This window comes from Stenotrophomonas sp. 71799_Sma (assembly GCF_056482505.1).
Genome location: NZ_CM151202.1, coordinates 3751505 through 3766163 on the forward strand (window position 1 = coordinate 3751505; position 14659 = coordinate 3766163).

At 65.4% G+C, this 14659-nt stretch carries 10 protein-coding genes; 6 read left to right on the plus strand and 4 right to left on the minus strand.

Annotated features, from left to right (window positions below; all coding sequences use genetic code 11):
- The first annotated feature begins 145 nt into the window (after nt 1-145).
- Nucleotides 146-856 carry a glutathione S-transferase gene (locus ACZK4Z_RS17410; protein ID WP_032128550.1) on the plus strand — a complete coding sequence of 237 codons (711 nt, stop codon included), beginning with the start codon at nt 146-148 and terminating at the stop codon, nt 854-856.
- Nucleotides 857-935: 79 nt separating this feature from the next.
- Here the strand turns inward: ACZK4Z_RS17410 and ACZK4Z_RS17415 are convergent, their stop codons facing one another.
- A complete protein-coding gene (locus ACZK4Z_RS17415) occupies nt 936-2540 on the minus strand; it encodes a SulP family inorganic anion transporter (RefSeq protein WP_032128551.1) in 1605 nt (534 codons plus the stop codon).
- A 233-nt stretch (nt 2541-2773) separates the two neighbouring features.
- On the opposite strand from ACZK4Z_RS17415, the gene ACZK4Z_RS17420 reads away from it, so the two are divergent.
- Nucleotides 2774-4125 (plus strand): IS3-like element ISStma2 family transposase gene (locus ACZK4Z_RS17420; RefSeq protein ID WP_132810585.1). Its coding sequence is split into 2 segments (ribosomal slippage): nt 2774-3221 and nt 3221-4125, totalling 1353 coding nucleotides; the frame shifts between segments, so codons are not numbered across the junction.
- Nucleotides 4126-4648: 523 nt separating this feature from the next.
- Here ACZK4Z_RS17420 and ACZK4Z_RS17425 read toward each other — a convergent pair.
- The 3 genes from ACZK4Z_RS17425 to ACZK4Z_RS17435 form a co-directional block, all read right to left on the minus strand.
- Nucleotides 4649-6367 carry a thiamine pyrophosphate-dependent enzyme gene (locus ACZK4Z_RS17425; protein WP_346484957.1) on the minus strand — a complete coding sequence of 573 codons (1719 nt, stop codon included), beginning with the start codon at nt 6365-6367 and terminating at the stop codon, nt 4649-4651.
- Nucleotides 6368-6499: 132 nt separating this feature from the next.
- The gene (locus ACZK4Z_RS17430; RefSeq protein WP_478450956.1) at nt 6500-7357 is read right to left on the minus strand and encodes an XAC2610-related protein; all 858 of its coding nucleotides are present in this window, start codon (nt 7355-7357) and stop codon (nt 6500-6502) included.
- Between the two features lie 36 nt (nt 7358-7393).
- Nucleotides 7394-7876 (minus strand): DUF3574 domain-containing protein, encoded by a 483-nt coding sequence (locus tag ACZK4Z_RS17435; RefSeq protein ID WP_478450957.1) that lies wholly within the window; start codon nt 7874-7876, stop codon nt 7394-7396.
- Between the two features lie 214 nt (nt 7877-8090).
- On the opposite strand from ACZK4Z_RS17435, the gene ACZK4Z_RS17440 reads away from it, so the two are divergent.
- From ACZK4Z_RS17440 to otsA, 4 genes are all read left to right on the plus strand, one after another.
- Nucleotides 8091-10526, plus strand: a complete 2436-nt coding sequence (locus ACZK4Z_RS17440) for a TonB-dependent receptor plug domain-containing protein (protein ID WP_125892747.1) — start codon at nt 8091-8093, stop codon at nt 10524-10526.
- A 146-nt stretch (nt 10527-10672) separates the two neighbouring features.
- Nucleotides 10673-11431, plus strand: a complete 759-nt coding sequence (otsB, locus tag ACZK4Z_RS17445) for a trehalose-phosphatase (RefSeq protein WP_032128814.1) — start codon at nt 10673-10675, stop codon at nt 11429-11431.
- A gap of 39 nt (nt 11432-11470) precedes the next feature.
- Nucleotides 11471-13252 carry a glycoside hydrolase family 15 protein gene (locus ACZK4Z_RS17450; protein ID WP_125892745.1) on the plus strand — a complete coding sequence of 594 codons (1782 nt, stop codon included), beginning with the start codon at nt 11471-11473 and terminating at the stop codon, nt 13250-13252.
- Nucleotides 13249-14613: an alpha,alpha-trehalose-phosphate synthase (UDP-forming) gene (gene otsA / locus ACZK4Z_RS17455; RefSeq protein WP_121504692.1), complete on the plus strand. Its 1365-nt coding sequence runs from the start codon at nt 13249-13251 to the stop codon at nt 14611-14613. The genes ACZK4Z_RS17450 and otsA overlap by 4 nt, the downstream gene beginning before the upstream one ends.
- Nucleotides 14614-14659: the final 46 nt, after the last annotated feature.

Below are 14659 nucleotides of genomic sequence, written 5' to 3' on the forward strand. Positions count from 1 at the left end.
ATGGAGAAGGTGTGACCCCCCGTGTCGGCGAGGGTTCCCCCTTCGTTCGGCTGCGGTTTGGGTTGGGCAGGACCTGCAGCCATGCTCACGCCTGCTTTGCACGACGCGCGCGAGGCTGTTGCTCTTGTCGTGTGGAGACACTGCCATGCAGTACGCGCTGTATTACTGGACCGGCATCCAGGGCCGTGGCGAGTTCGTGCGGCTGGCGCTGGAAGATGCCGGTGCCGACTACATCGACATGGCGCGGGTGCACGGCGATGCAGTGATGCAGCCGTTTCTCGATGGCAGCAGTGAAGGTGCGCAGCCCTTCGCGCCGCCGTTCCTGAAGGCCGGTCGCCAGGTCATCGCGCAGGTCGCGGCAATCCTGGATTTCCTGGGCCCGACGCTGGACCTGGTGCCACAGGCAGCCTCGCGGCGGATGCAGGCGCTGCAGTTGCAGCTGACCATCGCCGACCTGGTGGCCGAGGTGCATGACACCCACCATCCGATCGCTGCATCGAAGTACTACGAAGAGCAGAAGACCGAGGCCAAGGCACGTGCCGCGTCGCTGCGCAGCGAACGGCTACCGAAGTTCCTCAGCTACTTCGAGCAGGTGCTGGCGGCCAACGGTGGCCGCCATGCACTGCGCGAGCACTCGTATGTGGATCTGTCGCTGTTCCAGCTGCTGAGCGGGCTGAACTACATGTTCCCACGCCGCATGCAGGCACTGGAACCGACCCTGCCCCTGCTGCGCGCGCTGCAGGAGCGGGTGGCGAAACGACCCAACATTGCCTCCTATCTGGACTCGGAACGGCGGTTGCCGTTCAACACCAACGGCATCTTCCGCCACTACCCGGAACTGGATGGAGAGCGGTAGTGCCGGCCGCTGGCCGGCAGCTGCACACTACGTCCGAGGTCCATGAGGATGCCGGCCAGCGGCCGGCACTACTCTGGGGTCAGCTGTTCTCACCCAGCGGCTTCACCGCCTGCTTCTGCAGTGACAGCAGGCCCAGCAGCAGCGCCAATGCCACATAGGCGCCGGCGAACTGCCAGCTGATGATGCGCGCCAGGCCGTCCAGATCCCACGGCAGGTAGATGCCACCGCGCGGGTCCACCGAGTGGATCAGGCCGAACAGGGTCAGCACCGCCGCCACCAGCAGGAAGCCGCAGGCGCGGCGCAGGCGGCCATCCACCATCGCCGCCACCGCCGAGATCCACAGCATCGAGGTGATGATGAAGCCATTGCCGAGGGTGAAGATCACCGCCAGCTCAGGCAATCCGTGGCCATCGAGCTTGGTCAGCAGCTGCGGCAGCTGGTCCGGTGCGATCCAGCCTGGCGCCTTGATCGCCAGCAGGTACGCTACCGACGGCAGGAAACCGAACACCATCGCGCCGGTATGGTGGCGCGGCGTGGCCTGGAAGGCCTGGGTGGTGATGTCGATGGCCACGTACACGATGATCGGTGCCAGCACCGCCAGCGGCAGCCACTGCACCAGCCCCGAGATGATGCCGAGCATGCCGCCGATGCCGACGAACAGGCCGGTCAGCAGCGTGTAACCGCTGCGCGCGCCCATGTGCTTGTATGCCGGCTGGCCGATGTACGGCGTGGTCTGCGCCACGCCACCGCAGACACCGGCCACCAGCGTAGCCACCGCTTCCACCAGCAGGATGTCACGGGTGCGGTAGTCATCGCCGGCCGCGCGCGCGCTTTCGGACACGTTGATGCCACCGACCACCATCAGCAGGCCGAACGGCAGCAGCAGCGGCAGGTAGGTCATCGCGGTGGGCAGGCCGTCGAGGAAGCCCAGCGTCGGCAGCGGCAGCACCACCTGCGGCGGCACCCACGCCGGCACGTGGAAGCCCGGCGCGCCCAGACCGGCCAGGCCCAGCCCGTAATACAGCACGGTGCCGAACACGAAGGCCAGCAGCACGCCCGGGCCACGCACCGGCAGCTTGCCCTTGGCGATCAGCACATACAGCAGCAGGCCCAGGGTGGTGAAGCCGACCAGCGGCGAGCGCAGCGTTTCCAGCAGCGGCAGCAGGCCCATCAGCACCAGCGCGATGCCGGCGATGGAACCCAGCAGCGCGGCCCGCGGCAGCGCGCGGGTGACCGCTTCGCCGAAGAACGACAGCACGAACTTGAGCACGCCCATGATGACCAGCGCGGCCATGCCCAGCTGCCAGGTGGCGATGCCCGCAGCGTGCGGGTCCATGCCCTGCTGCTTGAAGGCGATGAAGGCCGGGCCGAGCACCAGCAGCGCCATGCCGATGCTGGTCGGTGCATCCAGGCCCAGCGGCATGGCGGTGACATCGTCGCGGCCGGTACGCGCAGCCAGCCGGCGCGCCATCAGGGTGTACAGCAGGTTGCCGACCAGCACGCCGAAGGCGGTGCCGGGGAACATGCGGCCGAACACCACGTCGGCGGGGAACTGGAAGATCCCGACCAGGGCCATGGCGATGAAGCCGAGGATGGAGAGGTTGTCGACGACCAGGCCGAAGAAGCCGTTGAAGTCGCCGGCGACGAACCAGCGACGCGGTGCGGCGGAAGCGGGAGCGGACATGGAAGGGGCGGTGGGGGTGGGGACCGCCGATGGTAGGCCCAGCGGGGCCGGCGCGCCAATTCCGTGGTGGAATGATGGGTTCCAGCCAACGGCGGGGCCCCTCGTGGCTGGGTTGGTCGCGGACAGCGATTTCTGGGTTGGGCCGGTCGGGATGGGCTGCGCAGGACACGCCGTAAACCCGTCCCTGAAGTGACCCCCGGGAGTTGGACACCAGATCCAACCCCGAGGGATACATGAACAAATACGACGCGCGTTTCAAACTGCAGGTCGCCAAAGAGGCCTGCAAGACCTCCACATCGGTCAAAGCCATTGCCCGTCGCCACGGCCTGGAGTTCTCCACGGTCAGGCGCTGGGTGGCGACCTATCGGCTGCATGGTAGGCGGGGATTTCATCGCCAGGCCCGGTCCTATGACCTCCCGTTCAAACTGGCTGTCCTGGAGAAGATGAGCCAGGACGGCTTGTCCGGGCGGGAGGCCACCACCTACTTTCAAATTGGCGATGCCGGCGCGGTGGGACGATGGCGGCGCCTGTATGCTCAAGGCGGTGCCCAAGCGTTGGCACCCCCTCCGCCGCCGCCCCGAAAGCCGATGAAAAAGACCCGTTCGTCCAAGCCACCTGAGGATATGAGCCGCGATGAGCTGCTCAAGGAAGTCGCCTATCTGCGTGCGGAGACCGACTACCTAAAAAAACTCGATGCCTTGATCCGGGAAGAGCAGGCGGCGCAGGACGCAAAGCGCAAGCCGTCCAAGGATTGAGGCAGGTTCATACGCTGTCGCTTCTGCTCGAAGCAGCTGAGCTGTCACGCAGTACGTTCTATTACCAGAACCATGTCCTGGCCCATCCGGATCAGGATGAGGCAGCCCTGTGCGAGCGCATCCGTGCAATCTACGATCAAAGCCAAGGGCGCTATGGCTATCGCACGGTGACGCTGGAATTAGCCAATCAGGGCCATCGGACCAATCACAAGCGGGTTCAGCGCCTGATGGGGGAGATGGGGCTGAAATCGCGGGTGCGTGTGAAGCGCTACCAGGCCTTCAAGGGGGCGGCCAATGTTGTGGTTGGCAATGACCTCAATCGCCAGTTCCATGCCGAGCGGCCCAACCAGAAGTGGGTGACTGACGTGACCGAGTTCAAGGTGCAGGGCATGAAGCTGTACCTGTCGCCGATCATGGACCTCTACAACGGTGAAATCGTGGCTTATCAGATCAAGCGTCGGCCCGTATTTGATCTGGTGGGTCAAATGCTGGAGGAGGCCATCAAGAAGCTTTCCCCGGATGAGCGCCCCATGATCCACTCCGACCAGGGCTGGCAGTACCAGCATGAAAACTACCGGCATATGCTGGAAAAGCACTCGTTGAAGCAAAGCATGTCCCGGCGCGGCAACTGCCTGGACAATGCGGCGATGGAGAGCTTCTTTGGAACGCTGAAGTCGGAGTTCTTCTACCTGAACAGCTTTGACAGCCTCGAGAGTCTGGAGGCTGGGCTGGTGGAATACATCCAGTACTACAACGAAGAGCGCATCAAACTGAAACTGAAAGGTCTGAGCCCGATAAAGTACCGGGAGCAGGCCCAATCGGCCGCCTGACCCCGTCCAAGTCTCGGGGGTCACTTCACCCTGGGGGCTCGATGGCGCCATCCATGGCGCCAACGGTCCTGCGCAGCCCATCCCGAACGGCCCCTGACAGTTTCCTGCGCGTGCCAGCCACGGAAGAGAATCAAAAGATCAAAAGCAAAGGCAGGCTCTCGTTGTAGCGCCAAGCCCATGCTCGGCTGCTGTACGCGAAGCCTCTCAGCCGAGCATGGCTCGGCTCTACGAGAACAATTCGATCATTTCCACGCTATCCACGCATGGCGTGGATCTACCGTGTCGACCAAGGTCGACACCCACCAGCGCAATATGCCGTTCCGACAGATCGCAGGAGACTGTCGAGGGCGGGGTGGGTCCGGTTGCGGGGGCGTGAGCGCCATGGATGGCGCGACCGAGCTTACATGGATGTACTTGCAGCGTCCCCCGCAACCGGACCCACCCCGCCATCCCTCAGGAAACCCGCTTCTGCTCTGGCTCCGGCTCGTAGCGGGTGCAGGGCGCAGCCCTGCATCAAACCCCGTTACTTCTTCAGGAAGTTGTCCACCAGCAGATGCTTCACGTCGTCGAAGCGGCCGTTCAACACCGCCTTGGCCGCATACAGCGCCGTACCGGCCACCTGCTTGGCCTCGATCTGCGGCGGCATCACCAGCTCGGCGCGGCTGGTATGCACGTCCAGCAGCGCCGGGCCACGCTGCGCCAGGAAATCCTGCACCGCTTCTTCCAGATCCTCGCTGCGCGTCACCGTGCGGCCGTGGAAGCCGATCACCTCGGCCAAGCGGCCGAAATCCGGGTTCTTCAGGTCGGTGTAGTTGTCCAGAAGGCCTTCCACCTTCTGCTCCAGCTCGACGAAGTTCAGCGAGCCGTTGTTGAACACCACCACCTTGATCGGCAGGTTTTCCTGCACGGCCGTCAACAGATCGCCCAACAGCATCGCCAGGCCACCATCGCCGGACAGCGAGATCACCTGCCGACCCGGGAAAGCCTTCTGCAGGCCCAGTGCCTGTGGCATCGCGTTGGCCATCGTGCCGTGCAGCAAGCTGGTCAGCGTGCGGCGGCGGCCGTTGACACGGATGTGGCGCAACACCCACACCATCGGCGAGCCTCCGTCGGCGGTGAACAGCGCATCGTCGCTGGCGTACTTCGACAGCAGCGCGGTCAGATGCTGCGGGTGGATCAGCTCGCCCTCGCCCGGCTGTTCTTCCTGCTCGCGCTTCTTCAGTGCCTTGTCACGGCGCTCGATGCACTCGTCCAGGAAACTGCTGTCCTCGCGCGGCGGCAGCATCGGCAGCAAGGCGTCCAGCGTCGGCGCGATATCACCGACCACGCCAAGGTTCACCGGATGGCGGCGGCCGAGGTGGCTGCCATCGCGGTCGACCTGGATGATCGTGGCCTTGTCCGGATAGAACTGGCCCCAAGCGAAATCAGCGCCGAGCAGCAGCAGCGTGTCGCACTCCATCAGCGTGTGGAAGCCGGATTCGATGCCGAAGATGCCGGTCATGCCCATGTTGTACGGGTTGTCCGGCTCGACGAAATCCTTGGCGCGCGAGGTGTGCGCCACCGGCGCCTGCAACCTGCGCGCCAGTTCCAACAACTGCACGTGTGCACCCTGGCAGCCGGCGCCGGCATAGATGCCGATGCGCTTGCCCTGCCCCAACAACTCGGCAATACGCTGCAGTTCCGCGTCGGAGGGGCGCAGCACCGGCTGGGTGTAGTGCACCGAGAACGGCACATCGTGCTTCACCTCGGCCTCGCTGATGTCAGCCGGCAGGATCACTACGGCGACGCCGCGACGGCTGATCGCGGCCTGGCAGGCCAGCGCCACCACGCGTCGCGCCTGTTCGGCACTGTGCACCTGCTCGCAGAACACCGTGCAGCTGCCATACACCGCCTTGAAGTCCACTTCCTGCGGGAACTCCATGCCCAGCTCGCTGGTGACGATCTGGCTGGCGATCAGCACCATCGGCGCGCGGTTGCGATTGCTCTCGAAGATGCCATTGATGAAGTGCAGGCCACCGGGCCCACAGGAACCGGCGCAGGCGGTCAGTTCGCCACTTACCAGCGAATCGGCACCGGCGGCGAATGCGGCCACTTCCTCATGCCGTACGTGCACCCAGGCGATGTCACTGCCATGCATCGCATCGGTCACATGATTGAGCGTATCGCCCACGATGCCGTAGCAACGGCGGACACCAGCCTGCCGCAGGGCGTCCACCACGATTTCGGCCACGCGCTTGCTCATCGGATACATCCTCGAACGGGGGAACATCCGAGGCTAGACCCGATGAAGTGATGCCACCGCAAAAAAAGGGGACGGAGGGAATTAAGTCGTTTGTGCCGTTAACGACTTAATTCCCTCCGTCCCCTTTTTTCTTCAATCGTTGACGTTGATCCAGCCCACCACCGCGCCCTGCTTCGGGTTGCGGTAGCGCAGCTTCATCCAGCCATCCTGTTCATCCAGCATCTCCACGTGGTCGCCCTGCACCAGATAACGCTTGGCGCTGGATGCACCGGGTCGGTCGAACAGGAACAGGCGCGCTGGCACCACGGTGGCCTGCTGGCCACGCAGCGGCCCATCCGGCGGTGCGCCCAGGCCATCAGCGATGGCGGTCTCCAGCACACGACCGGCGGGATCATAGGTACGCCAGACCGCCAACGGGCCCTGCTCGTCGCTCTGTTCCCATTGCAACGCGGCGTTCACCGTGTCGCCCAGCATCAGAACGCTTTCGCTGCGGTAGAGATAGAGCTTCGCACCTGCAAACCGGTACTGGTCGGCGTACCACATCGGGCCACTGCGGCAGCTGCTGGTCAGGGTTCGAGTGGCAGCATCCACGCTCAACCCCATCAGGTCACCGCAACTGTCCTTGCCGTGGGTGTCGGCCTGCAGCGCGCGGAACCCGGCACTGGCCGGGTCGAAGCGGTACACCGCCACCGCCTCGTTGACCATGCCCACCGATGCACGCGCGACCAGTTCCGGGTATCCATCGAAATCGACGTCTTCCAGCGACCAGCGCGAATTGCCATCGGCATCCGCCGCACCCGCCAGCGTCTGGCGCTTGCCTGACGGTGACAGCTGCACTGCGATGCTGCCGTCCTGCTGGGGATCGGCATGCGCCTGCACATGCGCGGCCACCTGGAAGCGTAGCGTTTCGCTATCGTCCCCACGTGCCTGCGCCGTCGGTGCCAGCACACCTGCCAATACCAGGCCCAGCAGGCATTCCCTGTAGTTCATCATCGCTCCCTGCGGCACCGCGGCGGCACCTTCAACTCAGAACGATACCTCGACCGCCTGCCGCGACCACAGCACCGATTGATGCTTGGTCTGCTGCTTCCACGCCAAGCGGATGGCTTCGATATCGGCACGGCGCTGCGGGGTGTCCTCGTGCAGCACCACCATCACCTTGGTGCGCAGGCGGTTGGGCGCGGCATCACCGCGGAACAGCCATTGGCCATAGGCATCGAACACGGTCAGTCCATCCGGGAAGCGCGGGGTCACTTCCTTGTCCAGGAAGGTGCGCCACTGCGTCTCGCTGATGGTGTCGGCCTGCGGACGGTTGCCGGCGCCCTGCTCCTCGCCCACGCCGAAGTACAGCTCACTGCGCACCCAGCCGTGGCCGGCGGACGGGCGTGCGGCATCACCCTTCAGTTCGGCGGTGGTGGCCGTGGCATAGGCGCTGGGCGCCTGAGAGGACAGGCTGGCGCAGCCACTGGTGGCCAGCAGCACGGCGAAGACGAGGCCAAGGTGTTTCATCGGTACAGCTCCGGGGAAGGGGGACAAGGCGAGCCGGCAGCGTACAGCGCCACCGGTCCGGCGTGCTGATGCCAACGGGGCATCAACTCATGCCGGACCGGCAGGGACTTGCATCGGCACCGGCCATCACGCGAAGATAATATATCGCTTCATCCGGATGGATGTAAGTGAAACCATCTCCCCCTTCCCCGTCGTCGTTGTTGCTGGAGCCCCCATGTCCATCCGCCTGCCCGCGTCGCCGCTCGGCCTCGCCATCGCCCTCGCGCTTTCCTCCACCGCCGTCCCGGCTCTAGCCCAGGACGCTACCAACCTCGACACCGTGATCGTCACCGGCACCCGTGCCGCCGACCGCACCGTGCTCGAATCCACCTCGCCGGTGGACGTGCTCACCGCCGAGGACATCCGCAAGGCCGGCGTGGTCAACGGTGAGCTGGGCAGTGCGCTGCAGGCCCTGCTGCCGTCGTTCAACTTCCCGCGCCAGTCCAACTCCGGCGGCGCCGACCACGTGCGCGCCGCACAGCTGCGTGGCCTGTCGCCGGACCAGGTGCTGGTGCTGGTCAATGGCAAGCGCCGCCACCACACCGCGCTGGTCAACACCGACAGCAAGATCGGCAAGGGCACCACGCCGGTCGACTTCAATTCGATCCCGGTCAGCGCGATCAAGCGCATCGAAGTGCTGCGCGACGGCGCCGGTGCGCTGTACGGCTCGGACGCCGTGGCCGGCGTGATCAACGTGATCCTCGACAACGGCGGTGACGGCGGCGAGATCGAGGCCAGCTACGGTGCCAACCACACCGACCTCAAGCCGATCGGCCGCACCCTCACCGACGGCCAGACCGGCAACATCAGCGCCAAGGTCGGCACCTCGCTGGGCGAGGACGGCGGCTTCCTGCGTGTCGGCCTGGAGTACAAGCACCGCAACGGCACCAACCGCGCCGGTTTCGACCAGATTCCGCCGTGGGACCAGACGCCGGACAACCTGGCGCTGCAGGGCAAGCGCAACTACGTGCTGGGCGATGGCAAGAGCAAGGACATCAACCTGTGGCTGAACACTGAGATCCCGGTGGGCCAGACGTCGACGTTCTACGCGTTCGGTACCTTCAACCAGCGTGATACCGAAGGTGCGAACTACTTCCGCTACCCCGATGGCAATGCCAACTGGAAGCAGGTCTATCCGAACGGTTACCGGCCGATCTCCGAAGGCGAGAACCGCGACGTGCAGGCCGTGGCCGGCGTGCGCGGCCAGTGGGGTGAATGGAGCTACGACGGCAGCCTGGATTACGGCCAGAACGACTTCACCTACCGCCTGCGTGATTCGCTCAACGCGTCGCTGGGCCCGACCAGCCCGACCCGCTTCAAGACCGCCGACTACGAATACGCACAGACCGTGGGCAACCTCGATCTGAGTCGTGTGTTCACCCAGAGCGACAGCATCAGCCACACCCTGGGCCTGGGCGTGGAAGCACGCCACGAGCGCTACCAGACCCGTCCCGGCGACCCGGCCAGCTACGCCGCCGGCCCCTACACCGATCGCCCGACCGGCTCGCAGGCCGGTGGCGGCCTGACGCCGCAGGATGCGGCCCGCCTGTCGCGCGACGTGGCCAGCGCCTACGCCAGCCTGTCCAGCCAGTTCGGCGAGAAGTTCTCCTCCGATCTGGCCGCGCGCTACGAGCACAACGACGATTTCGGCGGTGAACTGACCGGCAAGCTCGGCCTGCGCTATGAATTCACCCCGGCGTTCGCGCTGCGCGGTGCCATCTCCAACAACTTCCGTGCGCCGTCGCTGGCACAGATCGGCTACGAATCCACCTCCACCGGCTACAACGCTGGCGGCCAGCTGGTGCAGGGCCGCCTGTTGTCGGTCAACAACCCGATCGCGCGTGGCCTCGGTGCGCAGAACCTGAAGCCGGAGAAGTCGATCAATACCTCGCTGGGCTTCACCAGCCGAATTGGCGAGCACTTCGACCTGTCACTGGACTTCTTCCAGATCGACATCGACGATCGCATCGCGCTGTCGGAGAGCATCACCGGCGATGCGCTGACCGACTACGTGGCGGCCAACTACGGCGTCAGCGGCCTGCAGAGCGCCAGCTTCTTCGTCAACGCCGCCGATACCCGCACCCGCGGCGCCGAGCTGGTGAGCAACTGGCGGCAATCGCTGGGCGATGGCCAGCTGCTGCTCACCGGGACCTACGCGTATACCAAGACCACACTGAAGAACGTGCTGGCCACGCCGGCACAGCTGCGTGCACTGAACCCGGACTACGTCCTGTTCGGAATCGAAGAGACCAACACCCTCACCGATGCCACACCGCGCACCCGTGGCAGCTTCTCGGCAGCCTGGAGCAACGACCACTGGTCGCTGAGCACCCGCGTGAACCGCTACGGCAGCGCCACACGCGTGTTCAACTTCGGTGATGGCTACATCCCGCGCCAGACCTACCAGGCCGAATGGCAGCTGGATGCGGAAGTGGAGTACCGCATCACCCCGCAATGGAGCGTGGCCATCGGCGGCCAGAACCTGACCGACAACTACCCGGATCGATCCAACAGCGATATCCACTACTTCGGCAACCTGCCGTACGACGTGCTGTCGCCGATCGGCAGCAATGGCGCGTATTACTACGGCCGCGTCCGCTATACGTTCTGATTCATCAGTCCGGTAGTGCCGGCCGCTGGCCGGCAACCTCAGGGTGCATCCAGGGACCATGACGGTGCCGGCCAGCGGCCGGCACTACCCACTCCGTAGCCTGCCCTCGACCCCACGTACACGCCCACGCTGGCAAGCTGGGCGTCATGGCTGAACCGCTCCCCCTGCGTCCGCCACCGCCATTGCTGGACGACGCCTGTGCGTTGTTCCTCGATGTCGATGGCACCCTGATCGAATTCGCTGCACGCCCGGATGCCGTGCAGCTTCTGCCGGATGTGCGTGAAGCCATCGGCCGCATCAGCGACCGCCTGGAAGGTGCCGTGGCACTGGTCAGTGGTCGCCCACTTGAACAGCTGGATCAACTGTTCGCTCCCCTGAAATTGCCCGCCGCCGGCCTGCATGGCCACGAACTGCGCGGCGAAGACGGTCGCGTCCTGCGCGACGAACACGACGACGACACCGCCGAGTGGCTGCACGCGCTGCACCAGCAGGCGATGCGCTTTGCCCATGGCCATCCCGGCGTGCTGGTGGAAGACAAGGGCGTCGGCCTGGCGCTGCATTGGCGCGGTGCGCCGCACGCGGCAAGTGATGTGCGCGCCTTCGCCGACCGCCATGTGCGTGGCCGTGCCAGCTATCGCCTGCAGCCCGGTGACCATGTGGTCGAATTCGTTCCGGTCGGCACCGACAAGGGCCGTGCCGTGCGCCGGATGATGCAGTACCTGCCGTTCCGCGGCCGCCTGCCGGTGTTCCTCGGCGATGACCTGACCGATGAGTTCGGCTTCGACGCCGCCAATGGCCAGCATGGCTGGAGCGTACTGGTGGGCGAACGGGAACCCAGCAAAGCCGTGTTCGCGCTGCCCGACATACGCAGCGTGCACGCCTGGCTGCGTGAGAATGCCTATTGACCCGGCCACCCCACGGCCGCAACCGAGATGTACCGCGTGATGACCCAACCCGATCTTGATCTGGGCGTGGTCGGCAACGGCAGCTTCGGCGCCCTGGTCGACAAACGTGCCCGCGTTGTCTGGAGCTGTCTGCCCACCTTCGACGGCGACCCCACCTTCTGTACCCTGCTCGGCCCCAACCAGCAGACCGGTGGCGACTTCGCCATCGAGCTGGAGGACTTCGCGAGCAGCGAGCAGGAATACCTGACCAACACCGCGATCCTGCGTACCGTGCTGCGCGACGCGCACGGTGGTGAACTGGAAATCCTTGATTTCGCCCCGCGCTGGCGCCAGAACGACCGTTTCTACCGACCGGTCAGCCTGATCCGCCAGGTACGACCACTGGCCGGCAGCCCACGCATCACCGTGCACGCACGGCCACTGGCCGACTGGGGCGCACGCGTGCCCGAGTCCACCTGGGGCAGCAACCACGTGCGCTGGATCCTGCCCGAACACGTGCTGCGGCTGACCACCGACGTGCCGGTGCGCTTCATCCGCGATGGCCTGCCGTTCGTGCTCAACCATCCCATCCACCTGATCCTGGGCGTGGATGAATCGCTCAACCGCTCGATCAGTGGCTATGTGCAGGAAGCCTTCCAGCGCACCCGCGACTACTGGCGCGAATGGGTGCGCTACCTGTCCATTCCACTGGAATGGCAGGACGCGGTGATCCGCAGTGCGATCACCCTGAAGCTGTGCCAGTACGAGGACAGCGGCGCGATCATCGCGGCGATGACCACCTCCATTCCGGAAGCGCCCGGCAGCGTGCGCAACTGGGACTACCGTTACTGCTGGCTGCGTGATGCCGCGTTCGTGGTGCGCGCACTGAACCGCCTCGGCGCAACGCGCACGATGGAACAGTTCCTCGGCTATATCTTCAACCTGGCCACCACCGACGGCACGTTGCAGCCGCTGTATGGCATCGGCTTCGAGGCCAAGCTGGACGAGGACGAAGTACCCAGCCTGTCCGGCTACCGTGGCATGGGCCCGGTGCGGCGCGGCAACCTGGCCTGGGTGCAGCGCCAGCACGATGTCTACGGCAGCGTGGTGCTGGCGTCCACCCAGTTGTTCTTCGACCGCCGCCTGCAGGACCCGGGTGATGCGCACACCTTCGCCCGCCTGGAACCCTTGGGTGAACAGGCGTTCGCCCTGCACGACGTACCCGATGCCGGCCTGTGGGAATTCCGCGGCCGCACTGAAGTACATACCTACACCAGCGCGATGTGCTGGGCGGCGTGCGACCGCCTGTGCAAGATCGCCGTGCGCCTGAAGCGCGATGACCGCGCCCATTACTGGCGCGAGCGCGCCGACACCATCCATGCGCGCATCATGGCCGAGTCCTGGAGCGAAGAGCTGGGCCACTTCACCGATACCTTTGGTGGCCATCGGCTGGATGCCTCGTTGCTGCTGCTGGCCGACATCGGCTTCATCGACGCGATGGATGCGCGCTTCATCGCCACCGTCGACGCCATCGGCCGCGACCTCAAGCATGGCAACTCGCTGTACCGCTATGTTGCACCGGATGACTTCGGTGAGCCGGAAACCAGCTTCACCATCTGCACCTTCTGGTACATCGATGCGCTGGCGGCGATTGGGCGCATGGACGAAGCACGCGGGATGTTCGAGCTGCTGTTGAAGCAGCGCAACCACCTGGGCCTGCTGTCGGAGGATCTGGCCTTCGACAGCGGCGAGGCCTGGGGCAATTTCCCGCAGACCTATTCGCACGTCGGCCTGATCACCGCCGCGATGCGCCTGTCGCGGTCCTGGCAGGAGGCATCGTGAGTCGTCTGGTGGTGGTTTCAAACCGCGTGGCCGTACCGGGCGAGAACCGCGCCGGCGGCCTGGCGGTGGGCCTGCTGGCCGCGCTGAAGGAACGAGGCGGCATGTGGTTCGGCTGGAGCGGCAAGAGCGTACGCGACGGCAGCGGCACGCTGCACACGCAGAAGGATGGCGATATCGAATTCGTCACCCTCGACCTGAGCAAGCGCGAGGTCGATGGCTACTACAACGGTTTCGCCAATCGCACCCTCTGGCCGTTGCTGCACTTCCGCCTGGATCTGGTCGACTACGACCGGGGCACCCGCGAGACCTACCATAAGGTCAACGCGCTGTTCGCCGACAAGCTCGCGCCGCTGCTGCGCGAGGACGACATCGTCTGGATCCACGACTACCACCTGATCCCGCTTGGTGCGCTGCTGCGCGAGCGTGGCATCGGCTGCCGCATCGGCTTCTTCCTGCACATCCCGATGCCGTCGGCCGACCTGCTGCAGGCCATGCCCGACCACCTTCGGTTGTTCTCCGCGCTGTACGCCTACGATCTGGTCGGCTTCCAGACCCAGCGCGACGCCGATCGCTTCCAGACCTACCTGCGCCTGTTCGGCGGCGGCCGCGTGCTCGAAAACGGCGAGCTGGAAGCACCGGGCGGGCGCCGCTTCCGTGCGGCGGCGTTCCCGATCGGTATCGACACCGAGCTGATCGCGCGACAGGCCGGCACCGCCGCCACCAAGGCCGCTGTGAAGAACCTGCGCAACAGCCTGCGTGATCGCCAGCTGGCGATCGGCGTGGATCGCCTGGACTATTCCAAGGGCCTGCCCGAACGCTTCCTCGGCTTCGAGCGCTACCTGGAGCGCCATCCGGATCAGCGCGGCTCGCTGACCTACCTGCAGATCGCCCCGGTCTCGCGCGGCGATGTCACCGAGTACCGGCAGCTGCGCAGCCAGCTGGAACAGATCGCCGGCCACATCAACGGTGGCCACGCCGAACCGGACTGGACGCCGCTGCGCTACGTCAACCAGAACTTCACCCACGCCACCCTCACCGGCTTCTACCGGGCGGCGGCAGTGGGCCTGGTCACGCCGCTGCGCGATGGCATGAACCTGGTAGCCAAGGAGTACGTGGCGTCGCAGGACCCGGAAGACCCCGGCGTGCTGGTGCTGTCGCTGCTGGCCGGCGCCGCCGACGAACTCAAGCAGGCGCTGCTGGTGAACCCGCATGATCTGGACGGCGTGGCCGACGCCATCGCCACCGCGGCAACGATGTCGCTGCGCAGGCGCAAGGAACGCTGGCACGCGATGATGGAGCACCTGCGCACCTACGACATCAACCACTGGCGCCGCAGCTACCTGGACGCGCTGGAAGGCTGAGGGAAAAAGGGGACGGAGGGGATTAAGTCGTTTGTGCACAAACGAC

Coding starts and splice junctions, on each gene's coding strand:
- ACZK4Z_RS17410 (WP_032128550.1), top strand. CDS start 146: ATGCAGTACGCGCTGTATTACTGGACCGGCATCCAGGGCCGTGGCGAG.
- ACZK4Z_RS17415 (WP_032128551.1), bottom strand. CDS start 2,540: ATGTCCGCTCCCGCTTCCGCCGCACCGCGTCGCTGGTTCGTCGCCGGC.
- ACZK4Z_RS17425 (WP_346484957.1), bottom strand. CDS start 6,367: ATGAGCAAGCGCGTGGCCGAAATCGTGGTGGACGCCCTGCGGCAGGCT.
- ACZK4Z_RS17430 (WP_478450956.1), bottom strand. CDS start 7,357: ATGAACTACAGGGAATGCCTGCTGGGCCTGGTATTGGCAGGTGTGCTG.
- ACZK4Z_RS17435 (WP_478450957.1), bottom strand. CDS start 7,876: ATGAAACACCTTGGCCTCGTCTTCGCCGTGCTGCTGGCCACCAGTGGC.
- ACZK4Z_RS17440 (WP_125892747.1), top strand. CDS start 8,091: ATGTCCATCCGCCTGCCCGCGTCGCCGCTCGGCCTCGCCATCGCCCTC.
- otsB (WP_032128814.1), top strand. CDS start 10,673: ATGGCTGAACCGCTCCCCCTGCGTCCGCCACCGCCATTGCTGGACGAC.
- ACZK4Z_RS17450 (WP_125892745.1), top strand. CDS start 11,471: ATGACCCAACCCGATCTTGATCTGGGCGTGGTCGGCAACGGCAGCTTC.